We start from the raw sequence: 19,929 nt of genomic DNA, 5'->3' as shown, positions 1-19,929 counted from the left end.
ACAATGATTGCTAATGACCATTACCAGGTCCTGGAGACCATTTCAGATAATCCTATAAAAGCCGTGTACCGGTGCACGGAGGCTTCCTCCGCAGAAACGGTCATTCTCAAGGTGTTAAAATCGGAGTTTGCCGGCACCGAAGCGGTGATGCGCTTCAAGCAGGAATATAAGCTGCTTACAGAGCTTAGCACTAGCACAGAAGGGGTTATCCGTCCCCTGAGGCTTGAGGAGCAGAACGGCCTGTACGTCATGGTCCTTGAGGATATAGCCGGACGTTCGCTGAAGCGGATTCTGGCGGAAGAGCAGCCGGGGGAGGAGGCGTTACTGAAGCTGGCGGTCAAGGTTGTGGATATTCTGGGCTCCATTCATGAGCAGAACGTGATTCATAAGGATATCAAGCCGTCGAATATCATCTGGAACCGGGAACGGGATATTGTCCAGGTGATTGATTTCGACCTTGCGGTGAAGCTGTCCAAGGAGAGGCGGGATTTCCAGAACAGCGGCGTGCTGGAGGGCAGTCTGCTGTACATCTCACCGGAACAGACCGGCCGGATGAACCGCAATATTGATTACCGGAGTGACTACTATTCACTGGGCGTCGTCCTGTATGAGATGATGACCGGCATCATGCCGTATCCATCATCCGAGATGCTGGAGCAGATCTACTCCATTATTGCGAAGGAGGCACTCTCCCCCTACAATGCAACCGGAGGCAGGGTTAGCAGCGGCTTGTCGGCTGTCATTATGAAGCTGATGGAGAAATCGTCAGAGGACCGGTACCGGAGTGCTCACGGCATCAAGGCCGATCTGAAGAAATGCCTGGCCGGGCAGGAGGATTTCGAGATTGGAACGGAGGACCTCCTGAACACCTTCCGCATTCCGCAAAAGATAGTCGGCAGACAGCAGGAGCTGTCCTGTCTGGAAGCGGCCTTCCGCAGCAGCGTTAATTCGAATTCCCAGCTTATGCTGGTCTCCGGTGATGCGGGTGCAGGCAAAACCGCACTGGTCCATGAGCTGCACCGGACGATTAGCCGGGAGAAGGGGCTGTTCGCGGAAGGGAAGTTCGATCAGTACAATAAGAACATTCCGTACAGTGCGCTCATCCAGGCTTTCCGCAGGCTGGTCAGCCAGCTGCTGGAGAGTCTGGATGAGGACTACAAGAGTGAGGTCAGCCGCTCGCTGACCCGGCTGCTTGACGGCAACGGCGGTGTGATTACGGGATTAATCCCTGAGCTTGCCGCCTGGATCGGGACCCAGCCGGAGCCTGAGCCGCTGAGTCCGGCCGAGGAGACGAACCGGTTCTTCCTGACCTTTGCCAAGTTCGTACAGGGAGTGACGCATCCGGACCGGCCGCTGGTCCTCTTCCTGGATGATGTCCAGTGGGCAGATTACTCCAGCCTGCAGCTCGTGGAGAAGCTGGTGCTGGATAACCATCTGCAGCGGATGTTTGTGATTTGCTCCTTCCGGCAGAATGAGATCCACGAAGGTCATCCGCTGTTCGCCGCGATGGTTAAGATCGGCAAAAATCGTGAAGTTGGACGTATTCATCTTCAGCCGCTGCAAGAGACGGATGTGCAAAGCCTTGTGGCTGACACGCTGTACAGCAGCATGGAACGGGTCGAAGGGATTACTGGATGGTTATACAAGCGGTCGAAGGGGAATTCCTTTTTCCTGACGGAAATGCTGAAGGATCTTCACCGGCGGGGGATTATCTATTTCGACAAGCAGAACGGGGAATGGAGCTGGAGCCTGGAGCGGCTGGAGGCGCTGCCGGTCCACGACAGTGTGGTGGATTTCCTGGTTGGACAGCTGCAGCATCTCCCTGGGGAGGTCCGCCATATCCTGATGCTAAGCTCGGCGGCCGGCAGTGTGTTCGATTACGGGATGCTGATGCTGATCGGAGAAGAAGCGCCGGAGGTGATTGCTGCTGCGATTACACGGGCGGTCCAGGAAGAATATATCGTGCCTGCCGATCATAAATACGCCATATTCTCGGCTACACTTGCTGAATCCGGGCGCGAGGCTGCCCAGATGGGCATCCGGCTGAAATTCGCCCATGACCGGATTCAGCAGGCCTTCTATCAGCTGCTTGATCCTGAACGGGGGAAGAGGCTTCATCTTAGTATCGGCAGGCTGCTGCTGCGGAATCTCGGAGCGGAGGAAATCGAGGACAAGCTGGTCGATATCGCCACCCATATTAATAAAGGGCTGGAGTTAGTCACCGATAGCTCGGAGGCGCGTGAGATCGTCGCTCTGAATCTGCGGGCAGCCTACAAGGCCAAGGCAGGGTACGGGTATGATTCGGCCTTCCTGCTGCTTGAAGCGGCAATGGAGTTGCTCCCGGAGCAGATCTGGAGCACAGATCCGGGGCAGGCGGCGGAGATCTACAGGTTGTATGCGGAATGCAGCTATCTCACTCATCACATCGATCAGGGGGACCAGGCTTGCCGTCTGCTGCTGGAGCAAACTACGGAGCGGATGGCTATTGCGGAAATCTATGAGATGCAGACCAATCATTATATGTACCTTGGCATGATGCCTGAGTCAATTGCTTCGGGGAGACGAGGGCTGAAGGCGCTCGGAATTAAGATTCCGGCCAAGGTTGGAATACCGGCCGTCCTTAAGGAACTGCTGGCCGTTAAGGCTGCGCTGCGGGGGAGAACACCAGAGACGATTTTTGCACTGCCGGAGATGCAGGACCCGGAGATGAAGCTGGTGATGCGGCTGCTGGTTAACTTTATACCGCCTGCATTTATCTCCGGAGAGACCTCGCTGTTTGGTCTGGTGGTGCTGAAGAAGGTGGGCTTGACGCTGAAATACGGGAATTCGCCTGAGTCGGCGCTTGCTTTTATCGGCTATGCCATGCTCTTGTCCGGCTTCGGGGATACCCGGGGGGCCTTCGCTTATGGACGTCTCGGGATCAGAATTAACGACAAATTCAATGATCTGCAGTGGAAAGGCGCGGCGCATGTTCTGTATACGCTGTTCAGTCACGCCTGGACCGAGCCTTGGGATACGCTGCAGGACTGGTTCGGCACCTCCATTGAAGCCAGTCTGCGGACAGGAGATCTGCTCTACTTGGCCCATTCCGCCTTCTATGTGAATCTCTGGAATCCGACGATGGACATCCCGGCTTTGCTTCAGGAAAGTGCCCGTACGATCTCTATGATCGAGAATACGAAATACAGGGAGTCGCTTGCCACAGCGCAGCTGGCCCGCCAGTATTATCTCAGTCTTGCCGGAGAGCTGCATGAGCGTACCTCATTTAACAATGAATACTTCAGTGAAGAGGTCTACCTGCACGAATTGCAGGAAGCGAGGTATTACTCGGGAATTGCCATCTATTATATCTACAAAATGAAGCTGCTGTTTCTCTACGAGAAGCATGATGAAGCGCTGGAGTATATCGAGCGGGCGTATCCGATTATCGGGACGCTGGCCGGATCGGCTTTTATGGAGGAGTTCGCACTGTACACCTTCCTGAATCTGGCTTATGCTTACAAGGATTTGGGTGTGAACGACAAGTGGAAGGCCAGGTCCAAAATGCGCAAGGAACTCAGCCGGGTACGCAAATGGGCCAGCAATGCACCGGGAACCTTCCGCCAGCATGAATATCTGATGAGAGCCGAATGGGCCCGGATCTCCGGGAACAGTACCCGCGCAGGCTATTATTATGATCTGGCGATTGAGGCCAGCGAGCAGGGAAGCTTCGTCCGTTATAAGGCACTCTGCAACGAGCTGGCGGCCCGGTTCTATATGGACAAGGGCTTCAACGAGTTCGCCGCTTATCTGCTCAGACAATCCGAATACTATTATTCGGTCTGGGGGGCCAAGGAGAAGATCGCGTTCATCAAAGAGCGATACCCCGCTCTTGCCCAGAAAATCAGCACCAAGGAGTTCATGCACGGCAGGACGGTGACCGATTATACCGAGAGTATTGATCTGAATTCCATTATTCTGGCTTCACAGGCCATCTCCAAAGAAATTGAGCTGAACCACCTGCTGGAAGCGCTGATGGAGATTGTAATCATGAATGCCGGGGCGCAGCGGGGCTGCATCCTGATGACTTCCAAGGCGAATCTTCTGGTCGAAGGAGAATATAAAGCGGACACGGACCGGATCTCCGTGGCCATTCATGAGTCGCATCAGCTGGACAATTTGCCTGCCGCGATCATCAGACAAGTGGAGAAGAGCCGGGAGAGCCTGATCTACAATGATGCCTATTCCGAGACTCCGTTTGTGAATGATCCCTATATTGTGAGGCAGCAGCCGAAATCGATGGTCTGTATGCCGCTGATTAACCAGAATAAGACGATTGCCATCATCTATCTGGAGAATAATCTGGTGACCGGCGTATTCACCGAGGAACGGATGAAGATTATTAATCTGCTGTCCAGAGAGATGGTCTTCTCGCTTGAGAACGCCAGTCTGTATACGGAGCTTGAGCGTTCAGAGGAGAAATACCGCCAATTGGTCAACAACCTGCAGGACGGGGTGTTCGTGGTCCAAGATATGCGGTGTGTCTATGTTAATGAGGCGCTGGAGCAGATGCTCGGCTATAAGGCGGGCGAGATGCTGGAGCAGCCCTTCGGGAATTTCATTACGCCCCCGGAGCGGGAGAAGGTGATGCATTATTATGCCAGACGAGTCGAGGGCAAACAGGCACCGGAAGAGTACGAGACAAGGCTTGTGCATAAGGATAAGTCCCTTGAAGTCATCGCCATTCACAAGGTCGTCAGAATCATGTATCAGGATAAGCCGGCGATTCAGGGAACGATCAAGGATATCACTGAGCGAAAGAAGGCGGAGGAGGAGCTACGGCGGCACAAGGAGCATCTGGAGGAACTGGTGGCCGAGCGGACGAAGGAGCTGGAATTCAACAACGGAGAGCTGAGCAAGTATATCGGGCTAATTGAACGGATCTCCATCACCGATGAATTAACCGGCCTGTACAACCGCAGATACTTCAATAAGCTGTTCCTGGATAAGGTGGATAAGGCTGCTGCCGGCAAACAGTATTTAACCTACTTGATGCTGGATATTGATTATTTCAAAAAATTCAATGACACCTACGGGCATTATGAAGGCGATACGGTACTGCGCAGAATAGGCGGGGTACTGAAGGAGCTGGCTGAACAGGCGGACGGAACCGCGTTCCGGCTGGGCGGGGAGGAATTCGGGATTGTGGCCGCCGGACTGGCCCCGCCAGAGTCCAGCGCGTACGCCGAATTGATTAGACGAAGCATCGCGGAGCTGGGGATACAGCATGATCTCAGTCCGGAATACGGCAGAATTACTGTCTCTATTGGCGTAGCCGCCGTACTTGTGGACGGTCTGCGCGAGGAGGATATCTATAAGCTGGGTGACGATGCGCTGTACCAATCCAAGGCGCAAGGCCGCAACTGTGTTACTTTGTTCGAGCGATAAGCGATGTACATAAATAAATAGGATTAGGGAGCTGTTGAAGCAATGAGTACAGAATATGAATTAGAACATGAATCCGAACAGGAAATAGGACAAGAATCAGAAATGGAGCAGCTGCGGAAGGCGCTTGAAGTATCTTTGCCCCTGGTGCAGCGGCTGTTCCCGCTGGATGTAATGTTTGCCTTGGCAGATCGGGACAAGTTCATTTATTATCTGCAAGGGAAGGAATTGATAGCCAAGATTGAACTGGGTTCTCCGGTACCGCCCAGCGGGGGAATCCGGGCTGCGCTGGAGAGCGGGGAAGAAGTTAGCACTACGATTCCAAGAGAAATCTACGGAATCCCTTTTAAATCGTCATCCATGCCTATCCGGGACCGGAACGGGGTTGTGACAGGGGTATTCACGATCGGAATCAGCCTCAGTAATCAGGTAACGCTCAGCGATGCAGCGAATGCGCTGGCAGTGACCTCTGATGAGATCAGCTCGACTTCGGTAGAGATTGCGGGCACGGCCTCGGATCTGGCGAATACCGTCGGCGATCTGAAGGAGCTGGGCCAGAAGGTGGTTGAGGACCTGCAGCAGACGGACGAGATTCTCGATTTCATCCGCAAGGTAGCAGATAATTCCAACCTGCTCGGGCTCAATGCAGCGATTGAAGCGGCGCATGCCGCTGAGCATGGACGGGGCTTCGGTATCGTGGCCCAGGAAATCCGCAAAATGTCAGTGTCCAGTGCTTCATCGGCGAAGGATATTGCCGGCATTCTGCAGATGATCAAGCAGAAGATTAACCAGATGGATGCCGTGCTTACGGATTGTCTGGCGCAAAGCGAACGTCAGGCCGCAGCCACAGAGGAGATTACCGCCTCCATGCAGCAGCTCGCAGCTTCCGCCGTGGAGATTGAGAGTATCGCTCGTCTGATCTAGTCCGCACCTGTCTTTAGTGTCAAAGAGTTCCTCCCCTGCATACAGTATCTGGACGAATGCCCAGTGTTACTTAAGGCTACAATCCAGTTTGAGGAGGAACTAATCATGCTAGATCCAGTATTGCAGGCACCGGACCTGAAGCTTGCCGCCGATTCTAATCAGGTGCTTAATTATAAGCGGGATGCGAACAATTATATTACGCAGCTTTTTGGCGAACAGCTTCCGGCGATACGCAACGGGTTCTTCAATGCCCATATGAGCAGAGGCTTCATTGTTCAGCCGCACTGGCACACGAATGTGACGGAGATGATCTTCGTGATTAGCGGGGAGCTAATTGCCTCCGTGTTCGATCCGTTCACCCAGAAGCTAATGACCTATCATCTGAAGGCCGGACAAATTGCTGTCTTCCCGAAGGGCTGGTTCCACTGGATTCTGGCCGAGAGCGAACAAGCCCATTTCTTGGCGATCTTCGATGCGCCGACTCCGGATATTGTGTATGGTTCAGACTTCCTGCGGGCTGTGCCCAAAGAGGTCATCCAGCGCGCTTATTGTATTAATGAAGAGGAGTACGCCATGGCCGTGGCTCCGCTGAAGGAATCGATTATTCTTGGACCGCCTCCGGGCTGCGCAGCCCCAGGATCTGCCGGGGAAATGAATATGGGCCCGCCCGCCAAAAGTATGCCCGCCTACGCAGCCCAACAACCGGCTGCTGCATTCTACCCTTATCCGATGTATCCCCGCCGTTAGGCGGCGGCTACGCTATACGAATTGATCTGAACAGAAAAAGCAGGCCAGGGAGGAATTCCTTGGCCTGCTTTTCTAATGGATACAGGGTCTGCGCGGTTTATTTTGTTTCTTCCAGCTTGTGGTTAAGGTCTTTATATTGACTCAGCAGTTCGGAGAGTGCCTGCTTAATGGCTGCTGCATCTGTGGCTTGTGCAGCCTCTGCCAGGTCAGCCTGTGCTTTGAATAAGCCGTCGATATACGCCGCATGTAAGGTTACCACATTGGCAAGCTTCCCGGATTCCAGAGAGTTAGGTTTCGTTAGTGTGAGGTTTGCAACTTCTGAGGCAGATAGGACTGCCTCAACGTGGCCCCCGGTTGACCCGTATTCCGTCACAGTGGCAAGTGGAACCGTTTCTTCATCTGTTAACGTTCCAGGCGTGGCTAATTGCACCTCCATCATGCCGGTTTTTTCTGTCCATGGAGTGGCAGACATTGACGTGGTGATATCCACGCTAAGCGCTTTGGTGCTTGTTAATGCATGGTAGTGGCTGAGCGTATCCCGCCAGTCCTGGGCTGTTTCCGGTGCATAGCTGTTCACCAGCTCCAGAACGTGCGGTTCAAGCAGGGGGAGCAGCTTACTGCCATTTGTGGCTGCAGCGGCCGTGCTTATAGTTGCAGTGGGTCCCTGTACTGGAGGCGGTGCGATTCCCGTATCCGCGAAGACCGGGGTGGCGATGCTGGACAGCAGCAGGGTGGATAGAGCCATTCTTTTCACGATTAGACGATTCATGTACGAACACTCCTTCAGGTGGTTTGTCTTACAGGTCTCACTATAGCGGGCTTCTGTGGCAGGAGAGGGTCAGTAATGTGGAAAAACAATGGCAGGGCCCTATCCCGCTCAGCCGCTTGCTATAATGGTGAAGACACAAATTACGGAGGTTACCTGAATGAACAATCAAACGGTCATTGCCATTGTGGACGATGACGAGAATATACGCAATCTGGTGGAAGCTTATTTACATAAGGAGAATTACCGGACGATTGGCCTTGGAAGTGCCGAGGAGGCGTGGGATTTATGGAGGAATGACCCTCCCGGCATGTGGGTGCTCGATATTATGCTTCCGGGAATGGACGGCTATGAGCTGTGCAGGCGTATCCGCGATGAAGCGGAGGTACCGATTATTATGATCTCTGCCAAGGATAATGAAGTGGATAAAATCCTGGGTCTGGAGCTTGGCAGCGACGATTATCTGGTCAAGCCCTTCAGTCCCCGTGAGCTGGTAGCCCGGATTAACCGCCAGTTGAAAAGGTGGGAACGCCTTCACCCCTCTCCGTCTGCGGCTGCTCTGCCTGCAGTGCATTCAGGGATAGAGCTGGGAAGTCTGCTGCTGCATCCTACGGAGAGAAGATCCTTCTGGCAAGGAGCTGAAGTGGAGCTGACCAGCAAGGAATTCCTGATGCTGATGGTCTTTGCGGGAAGTCCGAACCGGGCCTTTACGCGCGAAGAGCTGCTGGGCCATGTCTGGGGAGAGGATTATTTCGGCAGTGACCGCGCTGTCGACCATCTGATCAAGCGTATCCGCAAAAAAATGGACGGCCTGCCACTGGAATCGGTCTGGGGACACGGCTACCGTATGAGAGAGGTGCAGGAATGATGGGGATGGCGGAAAGGCTAAACCTGCGGATGAAAAAGCTGAAGCTGGTGCATCAGATCAACTTTGCTTTTGGGCTGTCTCTGCTGCTGGTCCTGTCCATCACGGGAGTGATGATCCATTATGTGCTGATGGACCATTTCATTGGCACGGAGCAAGAGGGATTAAGGACGCTGGGTGCTTCCCTTACCGCGAGTCTGGAGCAGGCTCCATTCACCGAAGGAGGTGCATTCACATTGGGGAAAAGCGAGCCGCTTACGGCTCCATATCCTACGCTCTCCAGCGGAGTACAGGCCATCGTGAGCGACCAGCAGGGGAATGTGGTCTCGGGAAATCTCCCGGCTCTGCCCGTGCAGTCCGGGGTAACGGTGGATGTCACAGCTATGAAGCAGGGGAGCCTGCAGAGCTTATGGGATGGCAATGATCCGCGTTATCTGGTGCAGGTCAACACGCTTCCCCAAGGTAAGCTCACCCTGCTGACGCCTGTCAGCAGAATCAAGGTCATCGAGCAGTCACTCTTGAAACGGCTGATTCTTGTCTTTGCTGCGGGAGCGGCAGTAATGCTTCTGTTCAGCCTGTTCATTACGCGGAAGCTGATTCATCCGCTGATCAACCTGCGTCAGGAGCTGGGGAAAGTGAAAAACCGCCGGTTTGCCGAGGTGAATCTGATCCGGGCAGGCGGTGAAATCGGATCTGTCGCCAGGGCGGTATACGAGATGGCCGGTGAGCTGCACCGGTTCAACCGGGTGCAGAAGCAGTTTTTCCAGAATGCTTCGCATGAGCTGAAATCTCCGCTGATGTCGATAGCCGGTTATGCGGAGGGTATTAGGGATGGGGTATTTGAAGGAGAGGCCGTCCGTAAAGGACTGGATATTATTCTGAGTGAAAGCGGGCGCTTACGTGACCTGGTCAGCGAAATGACTCTTCTGGCGAAGCTGGACAGTGAAGAGGATATTTATAAGGCGGAGGATACGGATCTGGAGGAGCTGCTGAGCGAGGCGGTGGAGCGGGTCAATCCGCTGCTGGCGGCAAGGAAGCTGTCGCTGCATCCGGCAGTCTCCGGGGACCACGGGGGGATGGTAAGAGCGGACCGGGATAAGCTGCTGCAAGCTCTGCTGAACGTATTGTCCAATGCGGCCCGATATGCCGGGAAGCGTATTGAAGTAGAGGTGCATACAAGCAGGGGGAGGATTGTATTAACGGTTGCTGACGATGGTCCGGGCATTGCAGAGGAGCTGCTGCCCAGCCTGTTTCACAGGTTCGTCAAAGGGAAAAATGGCGAATCCGGGCTGGGACTCGCCATCGCACGTGCTATTGTGGAACGCTGCGGCGGAGAGCTTAGTGCCCGGAACCGCCCGGAGGGCGGCGCAGTCTTCACCTTTGAGTTCCCGCCATCTGCGGGCAGCGTTTAGTACTCGTTGAACATTGCGGCTATTTCATCGTAGCCGGTAGTTTGCGTCAGGGCGAGGGAGAGCAGGATTCTGGCTTTTTGCGGGACCAGGCTGTTGCAGGGAATAGAATTGGCAGACAAATCAATGTAGGAATCCTTGAGTGTAATTCCGCTGGAAATCCGCGAGCAGCGGACTACCGGGATGTTATTGTTCTTCAGCTCCCCCACCTTGTCAATCCAAGGCTTGCTGTAGATCCCTCCGCCTGCTCCGGCAATGACAATCCCCTTGGAGACCGTAGCCAGATAATCCAGAATTCCGGGATTGGCATCCACATGGAAATAAGCTACGGACACTTCGGGCAGCTCCTGGATTACAGATACATCGAACTGGGTTGCGGTGGTATGCCGCTTCAGGGTGCGCGTATAGAAAAAGGCATGGCTGTCACGCATATATCCCAGGCAGCCGAAATCGCGCTCATCGAAGGCGTTGGCCTTGAAGGTGTTCACCTTTTGCACATCCCGCCCGCTATAAATGCCCTCAGCAAAGACAACCATCACGCCTTGGCCGGAGGCCTCAGGATTCGCTGCCAGCGCTACGGACTGATACAGATTCAGAGGGCCATCGGCGCTGATTGCGGTAGCCGGGCGCATAGAGCCGGTAATGATTACCGGCTTGTCGGTCTTGATCACCAGGTTCAGGAAGTAGGACGTCTCATCCAGGGTGTCAGTGCCGTGGGTAATGACGAATCCGTGCACATCCTCCCTGAGCGCAAGCGTGTTAATGTAGGTTGCCAGGGTAAGCCAGTGTTCGCTGGTAATATCAGCGCTGCACAGATTGCTGACCTGTACCCCGGCGCAGTTCGCCAGCCGTTCCAGGTGCGGTACACTATCCAGCAGATCCTGCACGGGCAGGGCGCCGGGCTCGTAATTCAAGGTTTTATGGGCTTCGCCGCTGCCGGCAATGGTACCGCCGGTGGCGAGGATGACTACATTTTTGAGGCCGGGATTATAGTAAGGGGAAGCCTCGAAATTCACTTCAGGAATAGTATTAATCATAGGTCGTTTCCTTTCAGGTTGAGCCAGGATTCAAGTCATTCGCATGACAATGAGTGTATTATAACATTCATTTATTCATGCGTGACATAGTAAGGTATAATAAGTAGAAAAATATAGATGGGAAGATCTGTATGTTCAGGGTAGAGGAAGTAGCGCAGGGAGTGTGGGCCGCAATTGTTATTCCGGGCCGGGGCGCGGTAGGCAATGCGTCGATCATCGATCTTGGGGATTGTACAGTCGTAGTAGATACCTTCAGCCTGCCGGCAGCAGCCAGGCTTCTGCGGGAAACGGCCGAGAATCTGACAGGGAAGCCGGTCAAGTACATAATTAATACTCATTATCACGGGGATCATCATTACGGTAATCAGGAGTTTCCAGGCAGCATCATTCTATCAACAGAGCTCACCCGTGAGGTGCTGACAACCCATGCACCACCTGCTCTGGAGGAATGGCAGGAAGGTCTGCAGAAGCAGATCACAGGATTACAGGAGATAAGCAATGCTGCTACGGATTCCCGTCTACAGCAAGCGCTCGTTAATGAAATATCCGACAAACAGGCGTTGTTGGAGGCCACGCCAACAATCCGCAGACTGAGAGCAGGGATGACCTTTAGGGATAGTCTGGATATTCACGGATCATCGCGTTCCCTGCATCTGTTCACGTATGGCGGCGGTCATACCCTCAGCGATGCTATGGTGTACGTTGCAGATGTTCAGGTGCTGATCGCAGGAGATCTGGTTCTGAACAGATTCCACCCGGCGATGCTCCATGGATTCCCGGAAGCATGGACAACTATTGTAGAGCGGATTGGCAGGGAGATTGATTTCAAACGGCTGATTCCCGGTCATGGGGAGGTTGCCGGACGGGAGAGCATCCCTGAAATGCTACGCTATCTCACAGAGATCCAGGAGTATGCTGCAGCAGCAGCCCGAAGCGGGGAAAGTGCAGAGCACTGGATGGCCAAGGGAATCCCGGAGCCTTTTAATACATGGGAGGGCTCTCATATCTTCGAGTGGAATTTCCGCTGGCTGTTCAATATCTATACTAATTCCTAAGAAAAGAGGAGATAAGCATGCTGAAGCTAGATAGCCGGGATTACGCCCTTGCCTGGACGCTGTTAAAGGAAGTGAAGATTAACACCCTGTTCGCTGAAGGCGTTCTGAGCGGGCAGACGACAGGTAGTGTGTATGTGGACTCGCTCCATAACCCCCGTACCTTCTACGTGGCTCATGAATACGGGATGTCGCTGGTCTATGGGGATTCGGTGAATGAGGAGTTTAACCGGAGCTTGTCGGACTATATTACGAACAAGACGGGGCACCGGCATTCAGCAGAATGGCTGCAAGCTGATCCGGCAGGGGGCTGGGACCCGCTGATTGAAGCAATGCTTACTGAGCATAATTCACGGCTTGATGCGGCGGATTCACGCAGAATGTACATACAGACCCGGGTGAATTTTACGTTCGAACCGGAGGTCTATAACCGTGCGAAGGCGCAATGGTTCCGGCAGGATGCGGAGATTGTCCAGATGGACGGAGAAGGATTCGGCGAGCAGGAGGGTGCAGTGATTCCCAGGTATTTCTGGCTTGACGCAGAGCGCTTCCTGGCTTCAGGCAAAGGATACACTTTATGGTGGGAGGGAGAGCAGGCCTCCAGCGCATTCTCGGCTTACCGGACAACGAATCAACTGGAGATTGGAATTGAATCGGCACCGGGTCACCGGGGAAATCATTTTGCCTTCTCAGTGTGCTGCAAGTTAATTGACTACTGTCTGGAGCAGGGACTGGAGCCGGTGTGGGGCTGCCGCCAAGAGAATGTGGGCTCTTACAGACTGGCGCAAAAGCTGGGCTTCAAGCCGCTATTGAACATACCCTACTACCGTTTGGCCGAGCTTCCCGCCTAACAAAGAGCAGCAACTCCCCTTATGGATGGGGGATTGCTGCTCTTTTGCATTATATGGGAAAACCGTCAAATCCGCCGTGCATCCACAAAGCAATGCAGGTGCAGCGGTGACAGCACCTTCAGCCCTTCGCCCAGCCCAAAGCCTCTGCCTTCGGCCAGCTGGCGGCCTTGCTCGCCGAAATAGATCCGGTACATGGCGAGCTGCTCTTCATTGAACTGGCTGACGTGCAGGGCCATGGCCGCGAACTTGCGCTCGAAGTGGTCCGTAATGTCGATGACCGTATTAGGCTCAGCGGTGAAGTAGAAGCCGATGGCCTTCGGCTGCCATGGCCGGGTAAGGGTACCCCTCGGATACAGGGGAAGCCCGGAAGACAAGACAGCTTGGGCTGCGGCTCTGCCTGTAACGATATGGTCATAATGCGCCTCATAGCTCAGCCAAGGATCAGGACACAGTATCGCATCCGGCTGGACCGTCCGGATGATCTCGGCAATCTCGCCCGCGAGGGCGGGGATATGCTCCAGTGTTCCGTCGCCATGGTCCAATTGGTGGAAAACTGTCGCTCCCAGCAATCTCCCGGCTGCTTCTAGTTCGCTTGCTCGGATGGCGGCGATACCGGCGGAAGACAACTGCTCATCCAGCGCGCCCAGATCTCCGTTCGTGACGGTAAGATAATGAATCTCGCAGCCCTGCTGCGCGAATGAGGCAATGGTGCCGCCGATGCCTACCTCATTATCGTCCGGGTGCGGCTGTATGCATAATACCGTCCGGCACCCGCTAAGATCTGGAGGAGACATCAACGCTGCTAGTGTGGATATATCCATAATCCAAGTACCTCCCTATTATTCTGTGGTAAGGGTACAGTTGGCTCTTAATTGCTCCATAATCAATGTTATGGCGCGGAAAATCCGGCAATAAGGGCCGTAGTCCCTAACTTGCTCCAATCTTGCCTTTTGGCAGAAATAAGCGCAGCTGAGTCCGTTACACCCAGCCGCACCCCTGACCATGAACGATTCAATCAGGGAAAAGTAAATCCCCGCCATCATCTCTCCTCCATCCGCTCATCTCCCCACCAGTCCCACTACAGGGACCGGCTATGATTCAGATCTTTCAGGATCTGCACCCGCTGCTTCTCCGTTATATTGTAGAACAGAATCGGCAGAATAGCGGCCAGGAAGCAGAGAGCAGGCAACAGGAACATCACGAAACTAAGGCCGTGCTGGAGCTGCGGAGTCGCCGGCTGATTCTCCACGTAGCTGAGCAGACCGAGACTGGCTCCAATAATCATCCGCGACACCGCTCCGCTGAACTTGGTAATGAAGGTGTTCGTGGAGAACACAATGCCCTCGCCACGGAAGCCAAGCTTCCATTCCGAATAATCAATCGTATCGAGCAGCATTGAGGTACTGGCAATCGTTGTCATGCCGGAGAAGAAGAAGCTGACCCCGAAGAACACTAGCGTGTTCAATACGTTATGGTCACCCAGCAGATAAGGCAGAATGCAGGCTACACTCCCCAGAATACAGGAGATAATGAATACCTTCTTTTTGGCGAAGCGGCGCAGCAGCGGCGGCGTAGCGATCATCCCCAGCAGCATACCGGCCACCAGAGCGATCCCGACCTGTGTGGCATACCCCGCATCTCCCCAGACATAGACCACATAATAGAGCTGAATACTCTGCCGGATGCCGTTCACCAGGTTGATAATCAAGAGGGAGGCGAGCAGGGTGAGCAGCGGCTTGTTTTTATACACTGTTTGCAGGTTCTGGAGAAATGAGATTTTCTCGGCGGAAGGGATGACCCGTTCCTTGGTGAGCATCCCGGTCAGAATAATCGACAGTGCCGCGATAACTCCGATAATGATTGCTGAGTACAGGTAAGCCTGCGTATTCCGTTCTCCGCCGAAGGCGAGCAGAAGCTGGATACCGCCGATGGTGATAACGACTGCGCCGAGCGTTCCGCCGATTTTGCCCAGTGTGACGAATAAGGTGCGTTCCCCCGGATCGGTGGAGACTACGGACGACAAGGCCCAGAGCGGTGTGTCACAGACCGTGTACAGCATTCCCCATAGCAGGTAAGAGACGGTAGCGACTACAACTGTCACCGTCCGGGAGCCGCCGAAGTCCCAGAAGCAGAGGATGGTCGCCAGCGCGATCAGGCAAGGAGCAAACAGCAGATAAGGCCGGAATTTCCCCCATCTGGAGCGTGTTTTGTCGGTAATCATACCCATGAGCGGATCAAGACAAGCATCAATAATGCTTGCTGCCACCAGAATGACACTGGCGGTGGTTGCCGGAATTCCGAGCAGATCCGTGTAGAAGAACAGGATGTACATCGACATGAAGCTATAGAGCATATTCTGGCCCAGCAGACCGCCTGAGAACACCAGTTTTTCGGCCACAGGTACTTTTGCTGACATGACAAGCCTCTTTTCGCGGAGGATAAAATTGGATTGAATCGATTGCTAATTATGTTTATTTATAACTTATTTCTATGTTCTGTCAAGCGGATTCTGCATCAAACTACGGAATAGTGAACATTTCGATTTGTAAAGGGTAGGATTAAACTGAGTTTTATGAAAATAATATGAAAAACTCAAATTGGAATATAAATTTTTTGATATAAAATGTCGAAATATAGCTAATGATGTCCCGCCGGCTGATAGGGGAGTGTAAGATTAACGCCGACAAGAAGGACGCTATGATGTAACCACAGGGGGAAGCCACATGAAATGGTTCGGGAATTTGAAAACAGCTACAAAGATCGTCACCGCTTTTTTGATCGTCTCTTTAATCCTGGCAGGACTTGGAGTCTATTCGGTCTTATCCCTGCGCACCAGCAATCAGAATATGAAAGAAATGTACAGCAACAATCTGATCTCGGTCAGAGATCTGTCTGCCGCCCAGATTAGCTATCAGCTTAACCGGGTGTATATCCGTGATATGAGCAATACAACAGATACGGTGAAGATTGCTGAGTTTAAACAAAAAATTGCTGATGGCCGCGAGGAAATCACCCGGAAGGTGGATAACTACCGTCCACTGGCGACGACTCCCCGCGAAGTTGAGCTGCTGGCCTCTTTTGACCAGGAGTATGCAGGCTATGAGAAGCTGTTCGAGCAGGCGCTGGTTCTGGCGGAGCAAGACGATGTTGGTGCTTTCAATACATTTCTGAGTACCCAGTTGTCTGTCCAGGGGCAGACCGTGCTGAACAATCTGGATGGCCTGATCAAGGTGAACGTTGAGCTGGCAGAGACGGCAAACAACCATTCACAGTCTGCGTATTCCTCGGCGTTCATCCTTACGATCTCAGTGGTCATCGCGGCGGTTATCCTTAGTATTATAATCGGCTACCTGATCGCAAGATCGATTTCCAGACCCCTGATGCAGATGCTGCATGTGGCTACTGAAGTGGCTAATGGTAATCTGACGCAGCAAGCGGATATATCAACTAAGGATGAAGTCGGACAGCTTGCCACAGCCCTCAACCGGATGGTTCATAACCTGAAGGAATTAATCAACGGGATTGTGATGAATTCACAGAGCGTTGCGGCCTCTTCCGAACAGATCTCAGCAAGCACCCAGGAGATTGCCAGCACCAGCACGAACCAGTCGGCGGCGGCGACCAATATCACCGAGCTGTTCAAGGAGCTGTCGCTGGCGATTGATTCTGTAGCCTCCAGTGCTGAGGAAGCGGCAGAGCTGTCCAATGATACGGTGCGGACCGCCCGCGAAGGCGGATATGTGGTGGAGACTTCGCTGCAGGGGATGCAGAGCGTCAATCACCAGATGAAGCAGCTTGAAGACGACTCCAGCAAAATCGGGGATATCATCGAAGTGATCGACGATATCGCCGAGCAGACCAATCTCCTGGCCCTGAACGCAGCGATTGAAGCGGCACGTGCCGGAGAACAGGGACGCGGCTTCGCCGTGGTGGCGGACGAGGTCCGCAAGCTTGCTGAACGCAGCAGCGATGCCACGAAGGAGATTACAAAGATTATCAAGGTCATCCAGGAGAATACCAAGCAGAGTGTCCGGGCGGTGGCTGAGAGTGTCGAGCAGGCCTCGATGACCAGCCAGGCCTTCGAGCAAATTATTCAGATGGTCAATACCTCCGCACTCAAGGTTAACGAGATTGCTGCCGCCTGCGAAGAGGAATCCGCCCAGGCTGCGGAAGTAATGGACTCGGTTCAGTCCATTGCGGCTTCCAGCGAGGAGTCGGCAGCGGCTTCTGAGGAGACGGCGACAACCTGCCAGGCTCTAGCCCTGCTGTCTGAGGATCTGGCCCAATCGGCAGCCGCATTCAAGACCCATTAATTCAACAGACGGAAGGTGAAGCCATGTCATCCTTACAGAAGGAACAATACATCGAGCTTGCGGTAGGAGCCGAGACCTGTGCCATCCGTATTGAAGAGATTCATGAGATTATCAAAATGCTCAGTATTACAGATATCCCCTTTAGCCGGAATGAAGTCAAAGGTGTAGTCAATCTGCGCGGCAAGGTGGTCTGTGTCATGAGCCTGCGCAATCTGCTGGGAATGGCTGATGAGCCGTATACCCGGAGCACAAGAATTATTGTGGTCAACTACCGCGAGGAATTCGTCGGACTGATTGTAGATAAGGTGAACAAGGTGACTACGTACGCCGAGATTCATCCGCCGGCCGGCGGACATAACCGCAGCCGCGATGCGGTGTTCCACGGAGTGGGGCAGCGGGATGATCAGCTGATCGGTATTCTGAAGCTCGAAGAAATATTGGGCGGGTAAAAAGGGGAACAAGCAATGATGATGGAACTGTCGGCTTACCGCGATATATTCATAGAAGAGCTGAACGAGCAATTAGAGCGGATCGACCAGTCCCTGCTTGCGTTGGAGCATGCTCCAACCGCTGAGTTGATTCAGACGATCTTCCGTGCAGCCCATACGATCAAGGGCTCCGCCTCCACAATGGGCTTCCGTGAGATGAGCGATCTCACGCATGAGGTGGAGTATGCGCTGGAGTGGGTGCGGGCGAAGAAGCCGGAGATCACCGGCAACCTGATTGATACGCTCTTCCGGGCGCTGGATGCGATGAAGCTGCTGCGCACGCAGTATGTCAGCGGGGAGGGCTTCACAGACTGCTCCGCTGTGGTTGCGGAGATCAAAGCGCTGATTAATAAGCCGGCTGAACTTCAGCCGGTCCGGCTTCCGGTCTTAAATGCAGCGGAGCTGCTTCAGGCGGATGAGGCTGTGGCAGCAGGATACTTGCTGCTGGCTCTTGTAGTCACCTTGAGAGAGGACTGCCAGATGAAGGCGGCCCGGCATTATATTCTCTTACAGCGTATGGAAGAGGTCTGCGGGCCGGTGATTGCTGCTGCCTTGGCGCCCCCGGCGGCGCCTGGAGCCGATGAAGACGCCCGCTACAGCCAATTTGCTGTAGTCGCTGCTTCCCCGCGCGAGATCCGGCAGGTGTCCGAGCAACTGGCAGGGGAGACAGATGTCGAAAGTATTGTCATTACACCGTTCGTGCCCGCACCTGTTGCCGGGACTGACATCCAGACTACGGCCGAACCGGTGCCTGCTGAATCTTCGTCCTCTGCTCCGGGCAAAGGTAAATCCCATGAGGTACAGTCAACGGTCCGGGTGAGTGTGGAGCGGCTGGATCATTTAATGAATCTGGTGGGAGAGCTGCTGATCGAGCAGACCTCTCTGGCCGATCTGAGCGCTACGGGACAACGTACTGATCCCGCCAAGGTTCTGCCTGATATCGGCTCGATATCGGATCATATGGGCGGAATTATCAAAGAGCTTCAGGAAGGGGTCATGAAGACCCGGATGCTGCCGATGGATCAGCTGTTTAACCGTTTTCCGCGGTTGGTCAGGGATTTGGCCCAGAAGCTGGGCAAGGATATTGAACTGCAGATTCAGGGAGGCGAGACCGAGCTGGACCGGATGATCATTGAAGAGCTAAGTGATCCGCTAATCCACTTGATCCGTAACAGCGCCGATCACGGAATAGAGAGTCCAGAGGTGCGTGTGCAGCAGGGCAAGGCTCCGAAGGGCAGAATTACGCTTACTTCTTTTCATGAGGAGAATCAGGTCGTGATTCGCCTGGAGGATGATGGGCAGGGCATCGATGCCGCCCGGATTACAGCCTCTGCGCTCAGCAAAGGGATCATTACAGAAGAGCAGGCAGGGTACTTAACCGCGCAGGAAGCCGTTAGCCTGATCTTCGAGCCGGGCTTCTCCACAGCCTCCGAAGTCAGTGAAGTGTCAGGGCGGGGCGTGGGAATGGATATTGTCCGCAGTCAGATTGGACGTCTCAACGGAATCATAGATATTCAGACCGAGCCGGGGGCAGGCACTCTGTTTACGATCCGCCTGCCGCTTACACTGGCCATTATCAAGGGACTGCTGGTCAAGGTCTTCGGGCGTGTGCTGATCCTCCCGATGTATAATGTGGCCGAGATTGTGCGGATCGCTCCCGAAGAGATTCAGGTCGTTCAAGGGGAGCAGGCGATTATCAACCACGGGCGGATTGTTCCGCTCTCCTGGCTCAGAGACAAGCTGCATTATCCGCGTACAGAGCGCCGCTCCAAGACGATTCCGCTTGTGATTGTAAGATCTGTTGACCGGATCGCTGCGTTCGCTGTTGATGAAATCATCGGCAACCAGGAGGTCGTCATCAAGTCCCTGGGCGCGTATCTGGGGACGATGAACCATCTGTCCGGGGCAACCATCCTGGGCAACGGCCAGGTCGCCCTGATTCTGGATGCCTCTTATCTCGTTAGCCACTGATTACTTTCCGAGTGCCGCAAGCTGGTATAGAACTGGCAGTAATGGTGAAAAATATGGAAAGAAACACCGGAAAGGGGTGAAG

The 19,929-nt window shown here is 53.9% G+C and carries 14 protein-coding genes; 10 read left to right on the top strand and 4 right to left on the bottom strand.

Features of this window, described 5'->3' with window-relative positions; translation table 11 throughout:
• The first annotated feature begins 3 nt into the window (after positions 1-3).
• The 3 genes from MKZ07_RS10880 (at position 4) to MKZ07_RS10870 (ending at position 7,095) form a co-directional block, all read left to right on the top strand.
• Positions 4-5,427, top strand: a complete 5,424-nt coding sequence (locus MKZ07_RS10880) for a diguanylate cyclase (protein ID WP_036700835.1) — start codon at positions 4-6, stop codon at positions 5,425-5,427.
• A gap of 42 nt (positions 5,428-5,469) precedes the next feature.
• Complete coding sequence (locus MKZ07_RS10875; RefSeq protein WP_051494029.1) at positions 5,470-6,348, top strand: methyl-accepting chemotaxis protein; 879 nt, start codon at positions 5,470-5,472, stop codon at positions 6,346-6,348.
• Between the two features lie 105 nt (positions 6,349-6,453).
• A complete protein-coding gene (locus tag MKZ07_RS10870) occupies positions 6,454-7,095 on the top strand; it encodes a cupin domain-containing protein (protein WP_083677889.1) in 642 nt (213 codons plus the stop codon).
• A gap of 97 nt (positions 7,096-7,192) precedes the next feature.
• Here the strand turns inward: MKZ07_RS10870 and MKZ07_RS10865 are convergent, their stop codons facing one another.
• Complete coding sequence (locus MKZ07_RS10865; RefSeq protein WP_036700837.1) at positions 7,193-7,864, bottom strand: hypothetical protein; 672 nt, start codon at positions 7,862-7,864, stop codon at positions 7,193-7,195.
• Between the two features lie 157 nt (positions 7,865-8,021).
• On the opposite strand from MKZ07_RS10865, the gene MKZ07_RS10860 reads away from it, so the two are divergent.
• A complete protein-coding gene (locus MKZ07_RS10860) occupies positions 8,022-8,729 on the top strand; it encodes a response regulator transcription factor (protein WP_036700839.1) in 708 nt (235 codons plus the stop codon).
• A 5-nt stretch (positions 8,730-8,734) separates the two neighbouring features.
• Positions 8,735-10,138, top strand: a complete 1,404-nt coding sequence (locus MKZ07_RS10855; protein WP_235218568.1) for a sensor histidine kinase — start codon at positions 8,735-8,737, stop codon at positions 10,136-10,138.
• Here the strand turns inward: MKZ07_RS10855 and MKZ07_RS10850 are convergent.
• Positions 10,135-11,172 carry an asparaginase gene (locus MKZ07_RS10850; protein WP_036700840.1) on the bottom strand — a complete coding sequence of 346 codons (1,038 nt, stop codon included), beginning with the start codon at positions 11,170-11,172 and terminating at the stop codon, positions 10,135-10,137. The two genes, MKZ07_RS10855 and MKZ07_RS10850, sit on opposite strands and share 4 nt — an antisense overlap.
• 131 nt (positions 11,173-11,303) lie before the next feature.
• On the opposite strand from MKZ07_RS10850, the gene MKZ07_RS10845 reads away from it, so the two are divergent.
• Together MKZ07_RS10845 and MKZ07_RS10840 are read left to right on the top strand one after the other, a co-directional pair.
• Positions 11,304-12,227, top strand: a complete 924-nt coding sequence (locus tag MKZ07_RS10845; RefSeq protein ID WP_341025791.1) for an MBL fold metallo-hydrolase — start codon at positions 11,304-11,306, stop codon at positions 12,225-12,227.
• A 17-nt stretch (positions 12,228-12,244) separates the two neighbouring features.
• Entirely contained in the window at positions 12,245-13,075 is an 831-nt protein-coding gene (locus MKZ07_RS10840) for a GNAT family N-acetyltransferase (RefSeq protein WP_076156820.1), read from the top strand.
• Between the two features lie 65 nt (positions 13,076-13,140).
• On the opposite strand, the gene MKZ07_RS10835 is transcribed toward MKZ07_RS10840, so the two are convergent.
• Together MKZ07_RS10835 and MKZ07_RS10830 are read right to left on the bottom strand one after the other, a co-directional pair.
• Positions 13,141-13,896 (bottom strand): PIG-L deacetylase family protein, encoded by a 756-nt coding sequence (locus tag MKZ07_RS10835; protein WP_341025789.1) that lies wholly within the window; start codon positions 13,894-13,896, stop codon positions 13,141-13,143.
• Positions 13,897-14,153: 257 nt separating this feature from the next.
• Positions 14,154-15,491, bottom strand: a complete 1,338-nt coding sequence (locus tag MKZ07_RS10830) for an MFS transporter (protein WP_341025787.1) — start codon at positions 15,489-15,491, stop codon at positions 14,154-14,156.
• Between the two features lie 307 nt (positions 15,492-15,798).
• Between MKZ07_RS10830 and MKZ07_RS10825 the strand changes: the two genes are divergently transcribed.
• From MKZ07_RS10825 to MKZ07_RS10815, 3 genes are read left to right on the top strand one after another with little or no spacing between them, the layout of a single operon-like run.
• Positions 15,799-17,388: a methyl-accepting chemotaxis protein gene (locus tag MKZ07_RS10825; protein ID WP_341025785.1), complete on the top strand. Its 1,590-nt coding sequence runs from the start codon at positions 15,799-15,801 to the stop codon at positions 17,386-17,388.
• A gap of 23 nt (positions 17,389-17,411) precedes the next feature.
• Complete coding sequence (locus MKZ07_RS10820; RefSeq protein ID WP_036700854.1) at positions 17,412-17,837, top strand: chemotaxis protein CheW; 426 nt, start codon at positions 17,412-17,414, stop codon at positions 17,835-17,837.
• A gap of 15 nt (positions 17,838-17,852) precedes the next feature.
• Complete coding sequence (locus MKZ07_RS10815; protein ID WP_341025783.1) at positions 17,853-19,847, top strand: chemotaxis protein CheA; 1,995 nt, start codon at positions 17,853-17,855, stop codon at positions 19,845-19,847.
• The last annotated feature ends 82 nt before the right edge of the window (positions 19,848-19,929 follow it).

The organism is Paenibacillus sp. FSL P4-0338 (assembly GCF_038002365.1).
In the GTDB taxonomy this organism is placed as follows: domain Bacteria; phylum Bacillota; class Bacilli; order Paenibacillales; family Paenibacillaceae; genus Paenibacillus_AQ.
This window is presented reverse-complemented; position numbering and strand designations above follow the sequence as displayed.